The 19,465-nt window shown below is 69.9% G+C and carries 17 protein-coding genes, 1 tRNA gene and 1 pseudogene; 7 read left to right on the forward strand and 12 right to left on the reverse strand.

The window, feature by feature from the left end:
• Positions 1 to 15: 15 nt before the first annotated feature.
• Together ACZ4M8_RS09880 and cdgB are read right to left on the reverse strand one after the other, a co-directional pair.
• Positions 16 to 894 (reverse strand): carbohydrate-binding protein, encoded by an 879-nt coding sequence (locus ACZ4M8_RS09880; RefSeq protein WP_467605012.1) that lies wholly within the window; start codon positions 892 to 894, stop codon positions 16 to 18.
• A gap of 275 nt (positions 895 to 1,169) precedes the next feature.
• Positions 1,170 to 2,849 carry a diguanylate cyclase CdgB gene (gene cdgB / locus ACZ4M8_RS09885; RefSeq protein WP_467605014.1) on the reverse strand — a complete coding sequence of 560 codons (1,680 nt, stop codon included), beginning with the start codon at positions 2,847 to 2,849 and terminating at the stop codon, positions 1,170 to 1,172.
• Positions 2,850 to 3,160: 311 nt separating this feature from the next.
• Between cdgB and ACZ4M8_RS09890 the strand changes: the two genes are divergently transcribed.
• Complete coding sequence (locus ACZ4M8_RS09890) at positions 3,161 to 3,769, forward strand: flavin reductase family protein (RefSeq protein WP_467605017.1); 609 nt, start codon at positions 3,161 to 3,163, stop codon at positions 3,767 to 3,769.
• Between the two features lie 12 nt (positions 3,770 to 3,781).
• Here the strand turns inward: ACZ4M8_RS09890 and arfB are convergent, their stop codons facing one another.
• Entirely contained in the window at positions 3,782 to 4,210 is a 429-nt protein-coding gene (arfB, locus tag ACZ4M8_RS09895) for an alternative ribosome rescue aminoacyl-tRNA hydrolase ArfB (RefSeq protein WP_467605019.1), read from the reverse strand.
• Positions 4,211 to 4,447: 237 nt separating this feature from the next.
• On the opposite strand from arfB, the gene ACZ4M8_RS09900 reads away from it, so the two are divergent.
• On the forward strand, positions 4,448 to 5,023 hold the full coding sequence (locus tag ACZ4M8_RS09900) for a TerD family protein (protein ID WP_467605021.1): 576 nt from the start codon (positions 4,448 to 4,450) through the stop codon (positions 5,021 to 5,023).
• 544 nt (positions 5,024 to 5,567) lie between these two features.
• Here the strand turns inward: ACZ4M8_RS09900 and ACZ4M8_RS09905 are convergent.
• Positions 5,568 to 5,885 carry a helix-turn-helix domain-containing protein gene (locus ACZ4M8_RS09905; RefSeq protein WP_467605024.1) on the reverse strand — a complete coding sequence of 106 codons (318 nt, stop codon included), beginning with the start codon at positions 5,883 to 5,885 and terminating at the stop codon, positions 5,568 to 5,570.
• Positions 5,886 to 6,111: 226 nt separating this feature from the next.
• On the opposite strand from ACZ4M8_RS09905, the gene map reads away from it, so the two are divergent.
• Positions 6,112 to 6,879, forward strand: coding sequence for a type I methionyl aminopeptidase (map, locus tag ACZ4M8_RS09910; protein WP_467605026.1), 768 nt, complete (start codon positions 6,112 to 6,114; stop codon positions 6,877 to 6,879).
• Positions 6,880 to 7,073: 194 nt separating this feature from the next.
• Positions 7,074 to 7,571 carry a hypothetical protein gene (locus ACZ4M8_RS09915; RefSeq protein ID WP_467605370.1) on the forward strand — a complete coding sequence of 166 codons (498 nt, stop codon included), beginning with the start codon at positions 7,074 to 7,076 and terminating at the stop codon, positions 7,569 to 7,571.
• A 283-nt stretch (positions 7,572 to 7,854) separates the two neighbouring features.
• Here the strand turns inward: ACZ4M8_RS09915 and ACZ4M8_RS09920 are convergent, their stop codons facing one another.
• From ACZ4M8_RS09920 to ACZ4M8_RS09940, 5 genes are all read right to left on the reverse strand, one after another.
• Complete coding sequence (locus tag ACZ4M8_RS09920; RefSeq protein ID WP_467605027.1) at positions 7,855 to 8,523, reverse strand: pentapeptide repeat-containing protein; 669 nt, start codon at positions 8,521 to 8,523, stop codon at positions 7,855 to 7,857.
• 464 nt (positions 8,524 to 8,987) lie between these two features.
• Positions 8,988 to 10,103, reverse strand: coding sequence for a M24 family metallopeptidase (locus ACZ4M8_RS09925; RefSeq protein WP_467605030.1), 1,116 nt, complete (start codon positions 10,101 to 10,103; stop codon positions 8,988 to 8,990).
• 165 nt (positions 10,104 to 10,268) lie between these two features.
• A complete protein-coding gene (locus tag ACZ4M8_RS09930; RefSeq protein ID WP_467605031.1) occupies positions 10,269 to 10,679 on the reverse strand; it encodes a VOC family protein in 411 nt (136 codons plus the stop codon).
• Between the two features lie 97 nt (positions 10,680 to 10,776).
• Positions 10,777 to 11,178, reverse strand: a complete 402-nt coding sequence (locus ACZ4M8_RS09935) for a helix-turn-helix domain-containing protein (RefSeq protein WP_467605033.1) — start codon at positions 11,176 to 11,178, stop codon at positions 10,777 to 10,779.
• A 307-nt stretch (positions 11,179 to 11,485) separates the two neighbouring features.
• Complete coding sequence (locus ACZ4M8_RS09940; RefSeq protein WP_467605036.1) at positions 11,486 to 12,037, reverse strand: GNAT family N-acetyltransferase; 552 nt, start codon at positions 12,035 to 12,037, stop codon at positions 11,486 to 11,488.
• A 365-nt stretch (positions 12,038 to 12,402) separates the two neighbouring features.
• Here ACZ4M8_RS09940 and ACZ4M8_RS09945 point away from each other — a divergent pair, with 365 nt between their 5' ends.
• Positions 12,403 to 12,843 (forward strand): ankyrin repeat domain-containing protein, encoded by a 441-nt coding sequence (locus ACZ4M8_RS09945; protein ID WP_467605038.1) that lies wholly within the window; start codon positions 12,403 to 12,405, stop codon positions 12,841 to 12,843.
• 717 nt (positions 12,844 to 13,560) lie between these two features.
• On the opposite strand, the gene ACZ4M8_RS09950 is transcribed toward ACZ4M8_RS09945, so the two are convergent.
• Entirely contained in the window at positions 13,561 to 16,350 is a 2,790-nt protein-coding gene (locus ACZ4M8_RS09950) for a tetratricopeptide repeat protein (protein ID WP_467605040.1), read from the reverse strand.
• Positions 16,351 to 16,498: 148 nt separating this feature from the next.
• The gene (locus ACZ4M8_RS09955; protein WP_467605042.1) at positions 16,499 to 17,248 is read right to left on the reverse strand and encodes an HNH endonuclease; all 750 of its coding nucleotides are present in this window, start codon (positions 17,246 to 17,248) and stop codon (positions 16,499 to 16,501) included.
• Positions 17,249 to 17,429: 181 nt separating this feature from the next.
• Here ACZ4M8_RS09955 and ACZ4M8_RS09960 point away from each other — a divergent pair.
• A pseudogene (locus ACZ4M8_RS09960) lies at positions 17,430 to 17,693 on the forward strand (tyrosine-type recombinase/integrase); the annotation flags it as partial.
• Positions 17,694 to 17,908: 215 nt separating this feature from the next.
• Here the strand turns inward: ACZ4M8_RS09960 and ACZ4M8_RS09965 are convergent.
• A tRNA-Thr gene (locus tag ACZ4M8_RS09965) sits at positions 17,909 to 17,982 on the reverse strand.
• A gap of 172 nt (positions 17,983 to 18,154) precedes the next feature.
• Here ACZ4M8_RS09965 and ACZ4M8_RS09970 point away from each other — a divergent pair.
• Positions 18,155 to 19,291 carry an ABC transporter ATP-binding protein gene (locus ACZ4M8_RS09970; protein ID WP_467605045.1) on the forward strand — a complete coding sequence of 379 codons (1,137 nt, stop codon included), beginning with the start codon at positions 18,155 to 18,157 and terminating at the stop codon, positions 19,289 to 19,291.
• The last annotated feature ends 174 nt before the right edge of the window (positions 19,292 to 19,465 follow it).

Here is a 19,465-nt window from a genome sequence, read left to right on the forward strand (position 1 = left end):
GGGGACCGGCGGCGGTCAGGAGATCTTCTTCTCCAGCCACAGCTGGTCGATGTTGACGTCGCACTTGTTGCCGTCCTCGCAGGAGAGCGTGACGGTGTTGGTGCCCTTGTTGAGGGGCACCCGCTGCCAGGTCTTCGTCCACTTGTCCCAGGAGCCTTCTTCGGCGTTCGCGAAGTTGCCCATGTTGAGCGGCCGGGAGTCCCGCTTGCCGTTGACCGTCAGCGTGAGGTTCTGGTCCTTGCCCGGCACGCCGTAGCCGACCCACATCTTGTACGCGCCCTCCTCCTCGACGTTCAGCGTCCACGTCGCCGACGCGCCGGGGGTGTTCATCCCGCCGACGTAGACCCCGCCGGCCGAACGCGCCCCGGGGACGTCCTTGGAGGTGGTGGCGGTGCCACCGAGCTTCAGGCTGCCCGCGTCGTCCTTGGGCAGCGGCGCCTTGCTGGGCTTCTCGGTGGGCTTGTCCGCCGGCTCCTCGGAGGTGCTCACCGTCGCGCTCGGCCGGGCCTCGTCGCCGGTGTCCTTCTCCGAGTTCGTCAGCATGACGACGCCGATCGCTATGCACACCACGCCCACCACGGCGACCGCGCCGATCAGCAGGCCCTTGTGGTTGCGCTGCGGCGGCGGGGGCGGCCCGGCCGGCGCGGCACGCCGCTCACCGCCGGGCAGCGTCTCGGGCGCCGCGTAGGAGGCGTTCGGCCGGCCGTATCCGGACTGCTGGGACGCGCCGTACTGCCGCTCGCCGACCGCGCGGACCTGGTTGTAGGAGGTCCGGGGAACGCCCTGCTGCCGCGTCGCGCCGTCGCCGCCACCCTCGCCGCCCTCCGAGCGGTAGAGGTACCCGAACGGGTCGTCGTTCTCCGGCGTGTCCGAGCCCGTGTTGCCGGCCGTCATTGCGTGTCACTCCCCAGCGATGATCTGTATCGCGTCCGGATGCCCCTGCGGTTCTCCGCGCGTCTGTGCACTTTCCGAGCCCCCGGCGGCGCCGCGCCGCATCGGCGCAGCCTACCCCGTTCGGACCACACCACGCCGGGCCCGTTCAGGGCACAAGATCGCTACGGATCGGTGAACGGCGGGTGCCCGCCACCGGGCCCGTGACGTGCGGTACGGGGCCGGATCCGGCCCGGGAGCGCCGTCCGCGAGGCCCGTGGCGGGCCGGGGCGCGGCGGTCACCCCGCCCGGCGGTTCGCCTTCGCCCGGGACCGCTTCTCGACGTACATCCGCTGGTCGGCGGATTGCAGCACTTCCTCGGCGGTCATCCCGCACCCGGCCCAGCTGATGCCGAAGCTGGCGCCGACCCGGACCGCGCGGCCGTCCACCCGGATCGGCGGGATGATCGCGTTCCGCAGCCGTACCGCGAGGTCCTGGGCGTCGGCGGTGCCCAGCCCGTCGGCGAGGACCACGAACTCGTCACCGCCGAGCCGGGCGACGGTGTCACCGTCCCGGACGCCGCTGGTCAGCCGCCTGGCGACCTCGATGAGCACCGCGTCGCCCGTGTGATGACCGAACCGGTCGTTGATCGACTTGAAGCCGTCGAGGTCGCAGAAGAGGACCGCGAGCCCCTTGGAGCCGTCGTCCGCCGGCCCCTCCGAGGGCGCGACGGTGTGCACATGGTGGTCGTACGGCAGCGCCCCGCCGAGGCTCTGCTCCATGCCCTCCAGCCCCTCGTACGCCTCGGCGCCCTCCGCCGGGAAGGGGGTCGGCTCACCGGCACCGGCGAAGACGGCGGCGGAGACCGCGTACGCGTCGGCGGCGTCGCCCGGCGCCCGCCCGCAGAGCCGCGCGCTGAGCCGGGCCCGCAGCTCGGCGCTGTTGGGCAGACCGGTCAGCGCGTCGTGGCTGGCGCGGTGGGCGAGCTGCAGCTCGTGCCGCTTGCGCTCCTCGATGTCCTCGACATGGGTCAGCAGGAACCGCGGCCCGTCGGCGGTGTCGGCGACGACGGAGTTGCGCAGCGAGACCCAGATGTACGTACCGTCCCGGCGGGCCAGCCGCAGCTCGGCGCGGCCCCCCTCGGCGGAGGTGCGCAGCAGCAGGCCGATGTCGTCGGGGTGGACGAGGTCGGAGAAGGAGTAGCGGCGCATCGCGGAGGCGGGGCGGCCCAGCAACCGGCAGAGCGCGTCATTGGTGCGCAGCAGCCGTCCGTGCTGGTCACCGCCCATCTCGGCGACGGCCATCCCGCTCGGCGCGTACTCGAACGCCTGCCGGAAGGACTCCTCGCTGGCGCGCAGCGCCTGCTGCTCGCGCTCCAGCCGGACCAGCGCCCGCTGCATGTTGGACCGCAGCCGGGCGTTGCTGATCGCCACGGCGGACTGGAACGCGTACATCTGGAGCGCCTCGCGGGCCCAGGCGCCGGGGCGGCGGCCGTTGCGCGGCCGGTCCACGGAGATCACGCCGAGCAGCTCACCGCTGCCGTCGGGCGAGGTGTGCATCGGGGCGAAGAGCCGGTCCCTGGGGTGCCAGGCGCCGCTGAAGCCGGGGTCGGCGCCGCCGGTGTGCCACTGCGGGACGTCGTCGTCGTCCAGCACCCAGCCCTCGGTGTACGGCACGAAGCACAGCGTGCCCCAGCGCTCCCCCATGGACAGCCGCCGCTCCCAGGAGTCACGCGAGCCGATCCGCCCGGCCATCAGCGCCTCGGCGCCCGCGCTCCCGGCGACCGCGGCCACCACGAGATCACCGTCCGGCCGTACGAGGTTGACCGCGGCCAGCTCGAACCCGAGCCCGGTGGTCACCCCGTCCGCGACGGTCTGCAAGGTGTCCGCCAGGCTACGAGCGGTGTTCAGCTCGGCGACCGCCTGGTGCAGCTGCCGCAAGGTCGTCAGGCGGACATACGGCTCCGACTCGGCCTCCATCGCTCGCTCTCCCTGAGACCTCGACAGCAACTCCACGCTTCTTTGTCGTCCGTTTCCACGGCCACTGAATCACAGTGAGCTGCCCACTCGGTACACAGGGTCAACAATTACCGCACGCTGTGACTCAAGTCACAGGCTGTGACGTGTAGTTGAGAGCCGCCGCGGGAAACGGAGAACCGCCCGTTCCGCGCTTCCTGAACGCAAATTCCGCGAATGCGCCGAGCCGGCGGCCCCTCCGTCGCCGGACCTAGGCCGCGGGTGGTCCCGGGGCCCGATGCGTGACGCTACCGCCCGGCGCTAGCGTTCATGGCGTGTTCACGAAAAGCCCCGCCGCCGTATCCGCCGATCCGCCCGCCCCCACCTCCCCCGTCAGCCTCGCGGCCGTGCCGGGAAGCGGTCCGGTCCCGCATTCTGGTGGGGTGAGTGACGACGAGTTCCGCGCCGCCCTGTCCCGCCTCGCCGCCGGTGTGGTGGTCATCACCGCGCACGATCCGGACGGCGGACCGCGGGGCGAGGACGCCGGCATGACCGCCACGGCGTTCGTCTCGGTCTCCCTGGACCCGCCGCTGGTGATGGTGAGCGTTCGCAACGACTCCCGGATGGACGACCTGCTGGCGCAACAGCCGCTCTGGGCGGTTTCGGTCCTGTCGGAGAGCCAACGCCACATCGCGGGATGTTTCGCCATGAAAGGCCGCATCAGCGACCGACTGCTCTTCGCGGACATCGCTCATGTACGGGGCGAGGCGAGCGGCGCACCGCTCATCGACGGCGCCCTCGCGACCCTGGAGTGCCGCACCGAGCAGCGTGTCGTGGCGGGTGATCACACCCTCGTCATCGGCCGCGTCCTGACCGCCGCCACCCCCGCCGAGGACAGCGGCCCGCTGGCGTACTTCCGCGGGAAGTACCGGCGCCTGGGCTGACGCCGCGTCCGGTCAGTCCCAGCCGCGGCCCGAGCGGCCCTTCTTGACGTCACCGCGCTGCTTCTTCTCCCGCAGCCGCCGCTCGTTGATGCCGCGGGGGACGCGCGCCTTCCGCCGCTGCTTGGGCGGCGGCGCGGTCGCCTCCGCGAGCAGCGCGGCCAGCCGTACGGCCGCGGTCTCGCGGTTGCGCCACTGGGAGCGGTGGTCGGAGGCGCGGACGGAGAGCACGCCGCCGGTCAGCCGGTGGGCCAGCCGCTCCAGGGCGCGCTCCTTCCACACCTCGGGCAGCGCCTGCGTACGGCCGAGGTCGAAGCGCAACTCGACCTGGCTGTCGCTGGTGTTGACGTGCTGACCGCCCGGACCCGAGGACCGCGAGAAGCGCCAGACCAGCTCGGCCTCGGGAAGAACGACCGCACCGCGGATGACATAGGGCCCGGACATACCTCTATGGTCGCGCGTTCCGCGCCCCTGGTCATCCGCATTTCCCGGCGGCCCGCCCCGGGGCCCGGCCGGCGGCGCGCGCACCCCGGCGCCTCGGCCCTTCGGGGGAAAAACCAACCGCAAAGAAAGTAAAGGGAGCTGGAACCTCTCGCCCCCTCGCTCGCGTTCAGTGGGGAAACGGTAGCTTCGTCCGCAGTACGGAGCCCGATGCTTCAACGAGGGAAAGAGGGACATCCCATGGCTGTAAGCCTGTCCAAGGGCGGCAACGTCTCGCTCACCAAGGAGGCGCCCGGTCTCACCGCCGTCACGGTCGGCCTCGGTTGGGACGTCCGCACCACCACCGGCACCGACTTCGACCTCGACGCCAGCGCCATCGCGGTCAACCCGAGCGGCAAGGTCTACTCCGACGCCCACTTCGTCTTCTTCAACAACAAGGCGACGCCGGACCAGTCCATCGTCCACACCGGCGACAACACCACCGGCCAGGGCGAGGGCGACGACGAGGCCATCAACGTCAACCTCGCCGCGCTGCCCGCCGACATCGACAAGATCGTCTTCCCGGTCTCCATCTACGACGCGGAGAGCCGCAGCCAGAACTTCGGCCAGGTGCGGAACGCCTACATCCGCATCGTCAACCAGGCCGGCGGCGCGGAGGTCGCCCGCTACGACCTGAGCGAGGACGCCGCCACCGAGACCGCCATGGTCTTCGGCGAGCTGTACCGCAACGGCGCCGACTGGAAGTTCCGCGCCGTCGGCCAGGGCTACGCCTCGGGCCTGGCCGGTATCGCCCAGGACTTCGGCGTCAACGTCTGACACCCCGGGCAGCGGCGGGCCGCCCGCACGGCTCCGGCCCGCCGCACCGCCCGCTTGCCGCGGGGACGGCCTCCCCGCGCCGCTGAAATTCCGTGCGCCTGAACTTCCGCGCCCCTGAGCCCGCATGCGGCGGGCGACCGATCACGGCCCGACCCCTGGACAGGGCGAGCGCACCGCGTCCGGGCCCCGCCCCTGACGGCAGGTGCCGTACGCATCCCTGAGAGCGCCGCCGCCTCCGCGCGCCCGGGATCGCCGCCGCCTCCGTTCCTCCGCGCCGCACCCTTCCGATGACGCTTCAGGCGCCGTGCCGTGTGTGCCGGTCGGCGCCGCCGCGCCCGCGGGACGGTGCGCACGGCTCCGCCGGAGCGTGCCGCTCGCCGGACATCCGGGTGAGCCGGGACGGCGGGAGTCCGCCGCCCCCTCTCCCCCTTTTCCCTCTTCTCCCCCTCCGCGCCGCGCGGCTTCACCCCTCCGCGTTACGCGGCGGCGGGCTCGTGAGGGATGACCGCGTTATGCGGCGGCGGGTCCATGAGGGATGACCGCGTTATGCGGCGGCGGGCCCGTGAGGGATGACCGTCCGGACCGGTGGCGCCGGTGCCGCCCCTTCGTCCGGGGTGCCTTCGGGAGTGGCCGCGCGCACGACGTCCTCCATCGACAGGCCGAGCGTGCCGGCCAGTGCGGCGATCGTGAAGAACGCGGGCGTCGGCACCCGTCCGGTCTCGATCTTCCGCAGCGTCTCGGCCGACAGTCCGGCCGCCGCCGCGACCTCGACCATGCTGCGCTCGCCGCGCGCCGCCCGCAGCAGCGCACCGAGCCGTTCGCCGCGCTCGCGTTCCCAGGGAGTCAGTGGAGTCCGCACCATGACCGTGATACTAATACCGGTAATCCAATACCGGTAAAGAAATACCGCTCCGGTGTGTCGCCATCGCTGCGCCCTGCCCTGCCGAAGGCCCCGACCCCGAGGCACGTGTCCCGTACGTCCGGGCTCCGGTGCCCGGACATCGAGGCTCCGGGCACCGGGGCGCCCCTCCGGGTGCGCGGCGGCGTCGGCGGTTCCGGTGCGCGAGTCAACGAAAGGCAGCAACACGATGGTCGAGATCAAAACCGATGCGGCGATGGACGCGATGCGCGTGGCCGGGCGGGTCGTGGCCGACGCGCTCGCCGCCGCCCGTGCCGCCGCCGCGCCCGGCGTACGGCTGCGGGAACTGGACGAGGCCGCCCGCACCGTCCTGGACGAGGCCGGCGCCACCTCGCCGTTCCTCGGCTACCGGCCCTCGTTCGCTCCGACACCGTTCCCCGCCGTGCTCTGCGCGTCCGTCAACGACGCGGTCGTCCACGGCATCCCGGACGAGACCCGGCTGCGCGACGGCGATGTGGTCAGCATCGACTGCGGCGCCGTCGTGGACGGCTGGGCGGGCGACGCCGCCGTCAGCTTCGCCGTCGGCGCGCCGAGCCCCGAGGACCAGCGGCTGCTCGACACCACCCGGCAGGCCCTCGAAGCGGCCATCGCCGTGGCGGTGCCCGGCGGGCGGATGGGCGATATCGCGCACGCCGTCGGCAGCATCGGCCGGGGCGCCGGCTACGGGATCCTGGAGGGGTACGGCGGCCACGGCATCGGCCGCGCGATGCACGAGGACCCGCCCGTCCCCAACGAGGGCCGGCCCGGCCGCGGCTTCCGGCTGCGGCACGGCCTGGTTCTCGCCATCGAGCCGATGTTCCTCGCCGGCGGCAAGGACGCGTTCGTCACCGCACCCGACGGCTGGACGCTCCGCTCCGCGGACGGCAGCCGCGCCGCCCACTTCGAACACACCGTGGCCATCACGGACGACGGCCCGCGCATCCTGACCCTGCCGTAACGGACCCCGCCCGCCGCCGGCGTCCTTTCGACCGGCTGAGCGGGGCGCCACCGCAGCCGACCGTGCCGCCCGGCCTCCCTGCGCCGATCGGGCAGGGCGCCGCCCGCCCCCGCGCCCCCTACGGCGTGGGCAGGGGCACCTCCGCCGTGGCCTCCCCGCCGCGGACCCGCTCCGGGCATGACACCATCAACGCCGTGATCGACCTCGGCTACTCGCTCTCCCGCCGCTTTCCGGACCCCCCGCAGACCGACTACCGGACCGCGGACGTCCACACCCTGCGGCACGACCTCTTCTGCGGTGACGTCTACCTCGCGGACACCCGGGAGGACCGTGAGGTGTCCACGGCCTGGGGCTGGGTCCCGGTGCTCGACTTCGCGTGGGCGCTGTGCGACATCGTCGAGCAGTTGGACACCGACCCGCGGGGCAACAGGTCCTCCCGGCCGGTCCGCGCCGAGCTGGACTTCACGGAGTCCGCCGACCGGATGCTCTTCGAGCGGCGCTTCGGCTGGGTCGAGGTCACCGCCGACTGGATGACGACGGACGAACCCCCGCTCGTCCTCAACCACACCGCCCTGCGCCGCGAGGCCCGCGACTTCCTCCACGACCTGATCGCCGACCTCGGCGACATGCACGACGGCCTCACCGACAACCCCGCCATCTGGGCCCTCCAGTCCCGCTTCCCCCGGGTCTGATCCACGGGGCCCCACGGGCCCACACGGGCCCCTACGGGGAGCCCCGAAGCCGACCTGTAATGGGCGACGCGGCGGATGCGGACGGCTGACGCGGCGAGCGCTTACAAGCCCTTCGGTCTGGCCCCGGCCGATGCGTACGGGACGTCCGGCCCGGCCGGGGCCGGTGCGTACATCTCCCTGCCCGGCCGGGGCCGGTGCGTACATCTCCCTGCCCGGCCGGGGCCGGTGCGTACAGCTCGGTCGCCGTCGGCCTTGGCCGGGACGGGCCGCGCTCCTCCTCCCCTCATTCCACCCGCACCCCCAGCTGGGACGCGAACGACGGTGCCAGGTCCAGGAGTTGGGCGGGGCTGATGACGGCGCCGGAGAGGCCGTCGATGCCTCGGGTCACGTCGAGGGCGGCGGCGCCGCGCAGGTCGACGTCCTTCATCCGGGCGCCGGTGAAGTCGGCGCGGGCGAGCGTGCAGTCCTCGAAGGTGACGCGTTCCAGCTCGGCGCCGGAGAAGTCCGGCTCGACCAGGACGCAGCCCTCGAAGACCACGTCCCGCAGCTTCGCGGTGCGCAGATTCGGGAAGTCGATCTTTCCGCCGCGTACCACGACCCGTTCCAGCGCCGCGCCGTGCAGCTGCGTGCCGCCCAGCCGGGCATCGGTGACCTCCACATCGCGCAGCGACGCCTGGGAGAGGTCCGTGCCGACGCCCCGTATGCCGCTCAGGACGGTGTCGATGAACCGCGCTCGGCTCAGCACCGTCTCGTCGAGGGCGCAGCGGCGGAGCGCGCAATCCATGAACCGTGCGCCACGCGCCGACTGACCCGCCGCGTCGACCTCCGTGAACTCCAGCCCGTCGTAGTCGCCTTCGGGCTCCAGATCGCCGCCGTCGTACGCCGTCAGCTCGGGCAGTCTCACCTCCGCCCGGCGCACCGCCCGGACCGTCCCCGTACGCCGACCTGCCACGCTCCACCGCCTTCCGTCCGCCGCCCGCGCGCCCGCGGTCCGCCCGCCGGGCGCGGCGGCACCCCCGTGACCGCCGCGGCCGGACGAACGGCCACGCGCACCGTGCGTACGCCCAACCGCCAACTGCCACCCATCGTGAACCACACCACTGACAATTCCCGTCGGCGACAGCTCGTCCGCGGCGCCCTCCGCCTGGCACCACCACCGCGAAACCCGGCCTGACCTGCGGTGAAGCCGTGAGGAAAGTAATTTCGGGCCACCCCGGGCGCGGCACCCCGCCGCCCGGCCGGACGCCCGCCCCGCTCACGGCGGCGCCGGGGCCCGCCCGGCGCCGCCGTGCCCGTACCGCTACCGGCCCGCCGCACGCCCGCGTTCCGCCGAGCCCTCTCCGCGCCCGCGCCCCGACCCGTACCCGCACGACCCACCCGTACCGGCGCAGGCACCTGGGGCGTGCCCCGGTGCGGCTACCGCACCAACGCCATCTCCCGCTCCGTGGTGTTGAGGCGGCGGCCGCCCGTCTCCGTGCACAGGACGATGTCCTCGATACGGACGCCGAAGCGGCCCGGCAGGTAGATGCCGGGCTCGATCGAGAAGCACATACCGGGGACGAGGGGGAGGTGTTCGCCCTCCACCAGGTACGGCGGTTCGTGGGTGGTGACGCCGATGCCGTGGCCGGTGCGGTGGATGAAGTACTCGCCGTATCCGGCGGCCTTGATCACCCGGCGGGCGACGCGGTCGATCTCCTGGCACGCCACCCCGGGGCGCACCGCCTCGAACGCCGCCTGCTGCGCCTCGCGGACGATGTCGTGCACCGCGCGCTCCTCGGCGCTCGGCTCGCCGACGTGGACCGTACGGGTGGTGTCGGAGCCGTAGCCGTCCTTGAGACCGCCGAAGTCCAGTACGACCATGTCGCCGTCCTGGATCACCCGGTCGCCCGCGTGGTGGTGCGGGTTGGCGCCGTTGGGGCCGGAGCCGACGATGGTGAAGTCGACCTGGCTGTGGCCGTGCCGCAGCAGCAGCCGGGCGAGGTCCTCGGCCACCTCCCGCTCGCGGCGGCCGGCGAACGGCAGCCCCAGGATGTCGTCGTACGCCGCGTCCGCCGCGGCGCCCGCCGCCGCCAGCCGCTCCGCCTCGTACGCGTCCTTGACCGCCCGCAGCATCGGCAGCGCCTCGGACAGCGCGCCGTAGCCGCTCTCCGGCAGGGCCCGCTGGAGGCCGAGGAGGTGCAGCGCCCAGGTGGCGTCCGAGACGCCGTACCGGCCCTTCGGGTCGAGCCACCGCGCCAGCTGTCCGTAGGGGTCGGTACCGTCGCCCCACCCGGTGGTGGTCAGGGCCGCGGCGCCCGGGGCGGCCTCGGCGTCGGGTTGTTCCAGGGCGGGCACCAGCAGCCGTGGCCGGGCACCGGGGGTGAGGAAGAGGGCGGTCAGCCGTTCGGTGACCGCCGTGACGTGGTAGCCGCACAGCCAGCTCAGATCCGGTCCCGGCGTCACGATCAGCCCGTCGAGCCCCGCCGCGGCGGCCGCGGCGGCGGCCCGTTCCATCCGTTGCCCGTACGCGTCACGCGTCATGGAGGTCGCCATGGCCGCAATCTACGCCCGCCGCCCCGGGCCCCGCAGCCGCTCGCCACGAGCCGTGACCGGGGGCTCTCCCCGGCGGCCACCGGCGCGCGCACCTCGCCCGCACGCCCGGCGCAGTCGCCTGGGGGACGCGCCCCCGGCAGGGGCTCCGGCACGCCCCTGGTGCGCTTACGCCTTCGGCTCGGTGAAGCGGAGGTTGTTGCCGAAGGGGTCGCGCAGTCCGCAGTCCGTCCCGTAGGGGCGCTCGGTCGGCTCCTGGGTGAATTCGACGCCCCGCTCCCGGAGCGTCTCGTAGGTCCTGCGGCAGTCGTCGGTGGCGAGGATGAGCCAGCCGCCCATCGCTCCCTTGGTGACCAGGTCACGGACCTGGGCGGCCGTCTCCTCGGACATCGCCGGGGTGCCCGGACGCTCCAGGAGGATCTGCCGCTCCGGGTGGCCGGGGACGGCGACGGTCAGCCACCGCATGAACCCCAGATCGATGTCGGCGGCGACCTCCAGACCGAGCTTGCCGACGTAGAAGTCGAGGGCTTCGTCCTGGTCGAGGACGTAGAGCTGTGAGTGCGTGATGGCGTTGAACATGGCTCCAACCTACGGGCGGGAGTGGCCGGAAACTTCTCCGGAACTGCGCTCTTGCGGGCGCCGCGCTCCGCTCCGCCCGGGGACGGTCACGCGCTTCTCATTCGACGGGCCGCGTCCACGCCATGGCGAAACACGTCGGCACGCCCGCCGCCACCGCTTCCCCGCGGTCCTTGCGGTACGTCCGCGGCGAGCGTCCGACGATCTCGCGGAAGGTCCGGCTGAACGTGCCGAGGCTGCCGAAGCCGACCTCGTAACAGATGTCGGTGACGCTGCGGTCGGTCTCCCGCAGCAGCGACATCGCCCGCTCGACCCGGCGTCGTTGCAGGTAGCGGTGGGGTGTCTCACCGAAGGTGGCCCGGAAGGTGCGGGCGAAGTGGGCCGGCGACACGTGCGCGATCCGTGCCAGCGCCGGTACGTCCAGCGGCTGCGCGTACGCACGGTCCATCGCGTCCCGCGCCCGCAGCATGCGCCGGTTGCGCTCCTCGGAGCCCTCACTCATGGGGACATCAGAGCACGGACGGCGGCCCGGCCCCGTGGCGCCCCGACCCGAGGCACTCTTGCCGCGGCCGTCCGGCACCTCCGTGGAAGAAGCCTCCGGTCACGTCGGCGCTACGAGGGGGAGCGAGCCACGGTGAGCTCTGTCAGCGGGTGGGCGCAAGGAATCTTCGGTGAGGTGGCCGGCGCGGTGGCGGGAGCCGTTCCGGCCTGCCTGCGCCGGGCGCACGAGCGGGCCCGGAACGGGCAGGACGGCGGGGGTCAGAGGATCAGAAGGAGGCCAGAAAGAGGCATGGCAAGATCAGGTCAGGTCAGAACTGCTCCCGCGCCAGCCCCCACGTCTGCAACGCGTACGGCCGCCCCTTCTCCTCCCCCACGATCAACGGCACATCGAGCAGCTGGAAACCCGCCCGGGTCGCGACCGCCACACTCGCCGCGTTCTCCGCCTCCAACTCCAAAATCACCTGATCCGCCCCCAGTTCCTCGAAGGCGTAACCGGCCATCACCCGCACCGCCCGTGCCGCCAGCCCCTGCCCGCGGTGCGCCGGCCCGATCGCGTAGCCCAGTTCCGTCCCCTCGGGGGCGCGCCGCAGCATCACCTCGCCGAGCGGCGCACCGCCGTCCACCGTGACGGCCAGGAGAATCGCCGTCCCCTCCGCCCGCAACCGCCGTGCCCGCTCCAACCGTTCACGGGCGGCCGCCGCGTCGAAAGGCGAGACGATCGGCGTCCAGTGCGCGATATCCGGGTGATCGAACAGCGCCGGCATCTCCGCGCAATCCGCCTCCACCCAATCCCGCAGCACCAGCGCCTCCCCCGAAAGCTCCATCCGCTCGGGAAAAGCCGGCGGGGCATCACTACTCATCAGGACGGACCTCCTGGCCTTTCAAGCCCTTTCAAGCCTTTACGAGAACGAGGCAGGGTAACCGGAGAGGACAGGCGACGGGAGACCGGTGTACGCCCACACCCTCCCTCCCCGCGGACGGCACGTCCACGCCTTCCCCCTCCTCAGCTGACCGGCCGCCCGGAAAGCGGTCAGGAGACAAAATCGCCCCGCCGACGCGGAATACGGTGCCGCACCGGTCACGTACCGACGTACCGCGGCCGATCGGTATCCGCGGCGCGACCGGATTATTACGCGTTCCGCAGCGCCACAGCGTTCTTTCCCCACAACCGATGAGACCCCCGCGGGTACCTCCCATAACGCCCCCGCCGCTAGCCTCAGCGCCCATGAACAAAAGACAGCGCAAAAAGCTCTCCCGGCGTCTCTTCTGCGCGATCCTGATGGGTGACGCCGGCGCCGTGAAGGCCGTCCTGCGGACCGGGCTCACCCCCGACACGCCGGACGCCACGGGCACCACACCCCTGTATCTGGCCTCCGTCAACGGAGCGGCGGACATCGCCCGCCTGCTCCTCCGGGCCGGTGCCTCGCCCAACGCCGAGAGCAGCGGATTGGGCTCCGAGGGCACCCCGCTGTGCGCAGCCGCCTGCTGGGGCCACACCGCGACGGTGCGCACCCTGCTGGCCCACGGCGCCGACCCCCGCCTCCGCGAAGACCACGGCACCGGCCGCACCCCTCTGGAATGGGCCGCCGAAGGCCCCCACCCCGAAACCGCCGCCCTCCTCACCGCAGCGGAATCCGCCGCCCCGGAGAACCCCCCGAACCCGTAAGAGGCCGGCGTCCCTGCCGGCTCGGCCCGTGCCGCGGAATCCCCTACGTCGCCGCCCGCCCCACCAGGCACCGCCGACCGAGCCGCACCACCGCCTCCCGGGCACCCGGTCCGCTCACGCATCGCTCACGCAAAAGGCCCCGGACCAGAAGTCCGAGGCCGATCACCGGGCCCTTGCGCGACAAACCCGCAGGTCATAAGGCCCAATCCAAGAGCCCCCTGTCGGATTCGAACCGACGACCTTCGCTTTACAAGTGGGGTCGAATTCTTGATCGAGGGTGCTCATTCGTGCTGGGTGGTGCTGACCTTGCAGGTCAGCACCACCCAGCACGATGTTTTTTGGGTCCGGCTTTCAGCACCTTGTGTTCCGCCGTCCGCTCACGCGCCGCTCACGCAGGAAGGGGCTCGGCGCAACGGAATTGGATGCGCTTAGACGGCTCCGCGTCTTGGCGCGGTACGCCCACATCACCCCGACATTCACCGACGCCTCACGCGATTCCCAAGCATCCCCGACCCGTTCTAGTGTTCCTTCGTTCTGGCCGCAGATGCTGACCTGGGGATTCCCGCTGCAGCGGGTGACGGCAATCAACCCCGTGGAGCCTGACGCCTGTGGCACGTTCGTGGGTGGACGCGTGCCCCCCTAGTAGCCGTGGCTCCCGCGTGCTCGGCTGCACGTCGCCCGGAGACGTGCAGGACATGGGAATCCGCCCACTAGTTTTTACTCTTGTAAGTCGTCTTCTAGTTCCCCCAGCCACCGCGCGACGTAGGAAACTCCGGCGTCCTGTGCTCGCAGCAGCATCTTTTTGGCCCCTGTCAGGTCACCTTGCTGCTTGCGAATCTGCGCCAAAGTCACAAGCAGGCTCGAATGACCTTGTGCAACAGGTACAAGGAGCAGCTGTTCCGCAGCTTCATATTCACCTCGGTCCGCTCGGGCTCTCGCCAAGGCTTCGAGAAGTTCCTTCGAGGTGCCTGCGAGACGCTCGGCCTGCTGTGTCCTCCCAGCGGTCTCCAAGATCCGTACGAGCTCCCGGGCTGCGCTGGACTGTCCCTCGTCAAGGGCGCGCCAGTAGATCCTCTCGGCTCGCTTCAGGTCGCCCTCTTCTTCCCGTAGCCTGGCCAGCTCTAGCAGCACATAGGTCAGACCCAGGTTGTAGGCCCTCCAGAAGAGAGCGGCGGCAGCTCGGTGGTTACCTTTACTGCGACGGATCATTCCCAGGCCACGGAGAGCGTTCGTCTCACCGAGAGAGACGGCTATTTCACAGAAACGGTCTGCTTCATCACTATCCCCCTCTCTTTCGAGGGCCCAGGATAGTTCCCTGGGTGCATTTACGTCACCTTCGGCCATGGCGTACTGGAACACCTCAATAGCTCGGGGCGTGTTTTTATACATGTAGGCCCAGGCCAAGCCTGTAAAGGCTTCGGTGTTCCCGCCATGGAAGGAGCGTTTCGCCAGGAGCAATGCGAGGGAGTTCTGGCCTTGATCAGCCAGCCAACGTGCCTGGTACTCAACAGCCCGAGCTCCGAAGAATCCGGCGCTGAGCGCCTGGTTGTACAGCTCGATCGCGCGTGCACTGTCTCCGCGTTGAGATGAGACGGAGGCCAGCCCCACGATCGCATCCCACCGACGACTGTCTCGATCAATAGCTTTGCGGTACCAGTGTTCCGCCTTTTCGAGCCGCCCTTCGTTCTCTGCACGGAAAGCGAGTGAGATCTGCGCAACAACGTCGCCGAGTTCAGCTGCCAGCTCGTAGTAGACATCAGGATCTTCGGATTTTCGGTTTTCGCGGATCCAACCTGCCAAATGAGAAAGGGCAGCACCATCTCCGTCTTGTGCTGCTGCTAGCGCCAGCGTTTCTGCCTCGGCCACCCTGCCCCGCTCAAGTGCAGCCCGCGAAAGGGAGACTTTATCTCTGGCGCTGGCAGCGTGATCCACCGCTGCGTCCCAGAATTCACCTTCAGGGCAGATGAGTTTCCGGTGCCGACGGCCATGCAACTCAACGTAGTCCGCCAGTCGGTAGCTGCCGAGATGCTCGGTGTCGCTCGTGGAGAAGCCCGGGACCGGTGCTAGGGGTCCGCGAACCCCGCGACATGGAGCTGACAGGTATTGCAGGGCGCGAGGGAACCAGTCGGTTTCTGCTAGGTCCTGTTGCAGCACAGTGAGATAGCTGGCGGCCGCAGACTGGAGGAACTCGCGAGGCAGATCCATGCCGTGACCAAGCCGCCGGGCGTCCATGGCGGCATGCAGGACGGCCCGAGCGGTCGGCGATCCGTTCGCGTACCGCTCCAATTGCGCTGGCCCACCTGCCAGGAACTGGATGATGTGCCTTCCCTCGGCTTCGCGAGCGGCCTTCAGCATTCTGGGGTCGGCGTGCTGGTCTTTATCGAGAAGAGCGGCCTCCTCGTCATCACTGAACCGATCTGGAACAGGGAGGGCGCGCCCAGACAGGAGAGCTCGCGTTTTCGTGCGCTCTCCTGAAGGAGCGGTGGTCATCGCGACCCAGTGGACATGCCAGGATGTTCCCAGGACCAGGACAGGGGCCTGGCGTGGATTGCGTAGTAGCTCTGTGAGTCGAGCCGCGACGTATTCATCTCGGTGAGAGTCTTCGCAGAGCAGATAGCGATTGATCTCGTTGAGCCACACGACCGTGTGCGGCTTTACTGCGCCTAGCGAGGCTAGCAGGTCTTCCTGGTCGGCTGGATGCCATATCCGCCACTCATTTCCGAGGTGCTGAATGGATTCCCAGGCTGCTCGGGTCTTGCCCGTCGAGGAATCAGCAAGAAGGACTTTCATCCCGCTGCTCCCAGCAAGAGCGTTGTCGACGACGACGTCGAGTTCGTCGTCAAAGGGCCTTCGAAAGTAGGTCGGCAGAGCAGGCTCTTCAGGGTCCGTGTTCTCATCGACCGAGATCGCCTCGTGGACTTCCAGGCCGATCGGGTCGGCGTCACGCACAAGGCAGCCGATTTCACCCCTGCCCCCAGCCTTGTAGAACGCCTCCAGGGCATCCGTATCGCAGAAGCGTCGCGCTACATGATCGCCGAAGTACCGGGCCACAATGCGCGGCTGGAGGCGCAGATGAGAGGCCAGATACTCGGCGTCCCATAGCTCGAGCACCAGGCTTGGATGCTGGGTTTGATATTGGTGAACCAGGTCACGGACCTGGGCCCGGGTAGTTTTGCAGGACGTGACGATGGCCAGTCGTGTCGCCGAGTAGGGCCGCGGACCGCGCAGGAAGAGATCCAGGGCTTTCTTCGCATCCGCCTGAGCGAACTGGGCAACATGTTTGACCTGGAAGGCGTGCCACTTGCCGTCCTCCGACAGTCCCGCTATGTCGATACCACCCTGTGCCTGTCCGGGAGATCCGTACCGGTGGCAAGGTGACAACCGCTTGACCGCTTGGACGAACTCGCACACCAACTTCTCGAACTGACTCCACGAAGTCAGCTCATGGAAAGGCAACGATTCGAGCTTGCCATCGACCACCAATGGTTGCCCAGAAGCTTCCGCCACGTTGCCTCGCTAGGTCTGTACTCGATGCTCAGTGAGAACTCTATGCGGGGGGCTGAAAAGCTGATCCTCCCACCGGCTCAGCTGCGACTGACGAGTAGCGTTCGAAAGTCTCCCTCAAGGGCAGCCCGTACATCCAGAGCTAGCCGCTTCAGTTGCGCTGGGTTGGGATCGTCGTTTCGGATTGCGGGGCCGCATGACTGCCCGGCACTCCTTCATGCCGGTCACGCAAGTAGCGGACGACGAGTGCCGACATGAGATCGCCGACAGACATGTTGGAGTCGAAGGCCGCTTTGCGGAACTCAGCGTACTGGCCGGGGCCGATGATCACGTCGCGTACGGCGTGTGCGTCTGGGTGCCTCCACCCGCAGCAGATGCGCCGACTGCAGACGTCCGGTTCGGAGGGGGCAACGCATGGGGTCATCCAGGGGAGGTGGGGGTAGCTGGCCAGCGTTTCTTTGCAGCGCTCGAGATGCCCCCAGAGCTCGTCCTTGTTCTTGTACCGGTCAGCCCCGAAGTGGTGACGGAACCAGTCACGACGGTCCGGATCGCCAATCTCGCGGCGGACTCGTTCAATACGTGACTCGAAACCGGAGAACATGCGGACAGACATCTTGCGAGTGTCGAACCCGTCTCGGGGGCGATCACGATGGAGTTTCTGATCGATGAGCCACTCCATAGGGCTGCGCCCACGCTTCCAATCGTTGCAGGGCTTGCAGGCGGGGAGGAAGTTCCACCACACGTCAGCGCCATTGCTGGCCACAGGCTGTTCGTGATCCAGGGTCGTTGATGGCTGAACGGCGCAGTACGTACACCTCCCCTCGTTCGCGGTGAGGCTCATCAACCAGACATACGTGGCCTGCTTCGCCCGACTACCCCTGGGCACGGTCGCGTCCGTCATCACGTCTCCTCACACTCCTCAGACCGAGAAGCGAGACGCTACCTGGGACCACTGACAATGCGTTCCAGGTCGGCCACTCTATGTATTGCTTTGGGGTGAGGTTGCTGTTGGTGGCAAGCCGCTCGGCGCCCGAAGCAGCTTGCCCGAGGAGAGCCTGCGAGGATCAACCCGGTTCTATGCAGTGGGCGATAGGCATCAGATCCGTGCTCTGAGCTTCTGGACTCAGGAGACCGGACGCGTCTTCACCCGCGAGAACGGCGAGTTGCTCCACCCGGCCAACATCACCCGCCGGTTCGTCGAGCTGTACGAGGAGATCGACCTGCCGCCCGTCCGGCTCCACGACCTCCGCCACGGCGCCGCCACGCCGACCCACGCCGCTGGGGCGGACCTCAAGGACATCCAGGAGATGCTCGGCCACTCCTCGATCGCGATCACCGCGAACACGTACACCAGCCTCCTGCCGGAGACCGACCTGTCGATCGCCGAGGCGGCGGCCCGGCTCGAACCGCGAGCGCGTCCGACCGCGACCGGAATCGCGAACGATGCCGGGGAATCCGCCGCTGGCCCGGCCGCTCACGCAAAAGGCCCCGGACCAGAAGTCCGAGGCCGATCACCGGGCCCTTGCGCGACAAACCCGCAGGTCATAAGGCCCAATCCAAGAGCCCCCTGTCGGATTCGAACCGACGACCTTCGCTTTACAAGAGCGGTGCTCTGGCCAGCTGAGCTAAGGAGGCGTGCGGGAGCAGTGTACCCAGGTGGGGTGGGTGCCGGTCGCCATTTCGTGACCTCCGGGGTGCTGACACCCGGGATCACCGCGGGTAGCGTCGCGCCGGGCCCGCGGTTGTGGGCCACGCCACTCCTTTACTCGGATCGTCCGGCACGTTCCTGCCGGTGAAGGGACACATCATGGCTACGGTCACGTACGACCAGGCAACCCGTATCTACCCGGGTTCCGACAAGCCCGCCGTCGACAAGCTCGACATCGCCATCGAGGACGGGGAGTTCCTCGTCCTCGTCGGTCCGTCCGGCTGCGGTAAGTCGACCTCGTTGCGGATGCTGGCGGGACTTGAGGATGTCGACGGCGGCGCGATCCGCATCGGCGACCGCGATGTCACACATCTGCCGCCGAAGGACCGGGACATCGCCATGGTGTTCCAGAACTACGCGCTGTACCCGCACATGACGGTCGCCGACAACATGGGCTTCGCCCTCAAGATCGCCGGGGTGCCGAAGGCGGAGATCCGGCAGAAGGTCGAGGACGCGGCGAAGATCCTCGACCTCACGGAGTACCTGGGGCGCAAGCCGAAGGCGCTCTCCGGTGGTCAGCGCCAGCGCGTCGCGATGGGCCGGGCCATCGTCCGGGAGCCGCAGGTCTTCCTGATGGACGAGCCGCTGTCCAACCTCGACGCCAAGCTCCGCGTCCAGACCCGTACGCAGATCGCCGGGCTCCAGCGCCGCCTGGGCATCACCACGGTGTACGTCACCCACGACCAGGTCGAGGCGATGACGATGGGCGACCGGGTCGCCGTCCTCAAGGACGGGCTGCTCCAGCAGGTCGACTCGCCGCGGAACATGTACGACCGGCCGGCGAACCTCTTCGTCGCCGGGTTCATCGGTTCGCCGGCGATGAACCTCGTCGAGGTGCCGATCACCGACGGCGGCGTGAAGTTCGGCAACAGCGTGGTGCCGGTGGGCCGGGACGCGCTGGCCACGGCGGCGGACAAGGGCGACACGACGGTCACCGTCGGTGTGAGGCCCGAGCACTTCGAGATCGTCGAGCAGAACGGCGGCGCCGCCAAGGCGCTGTCCAAGGAGACCTCCGACGCCCCCGCCGGTCTGGCCGTCACGGTCAACGTCGTGGAGGAACTGGGCGCCGACGCGTACGTCTACGGGACCGTCGAGGTCGGCGGCGCACCCAAGGACCTGGTCGTCCGGGTCAACGGCCGCCAGGTCCCGGAGAAGGGCGCCACCTTGCACGTCGTCCCGCAGCCGGGCGAGACGCACGTCTTCTCGACGTCGTCGGGCGAGCGCCTCGCGGACTGACCCGACTCCGCTGCGCAGCGGACCGGTTGGCCGGTCGCGGTGTTCCCCGCCGCGGCCGGCCACTCTGTTTCCTCATGGCCGCCGCGCTCACGGGGCGGGCGGCACCCGGGCGCGAGGCGGGGCGGAACGACCGCGCCGCCGCCCGCCGGTGGCGCCCGGCAGCGGGTCGCGCGC

Source organism: Streptomyces sp. NPDC027185, from assembly GCF_055567035.1.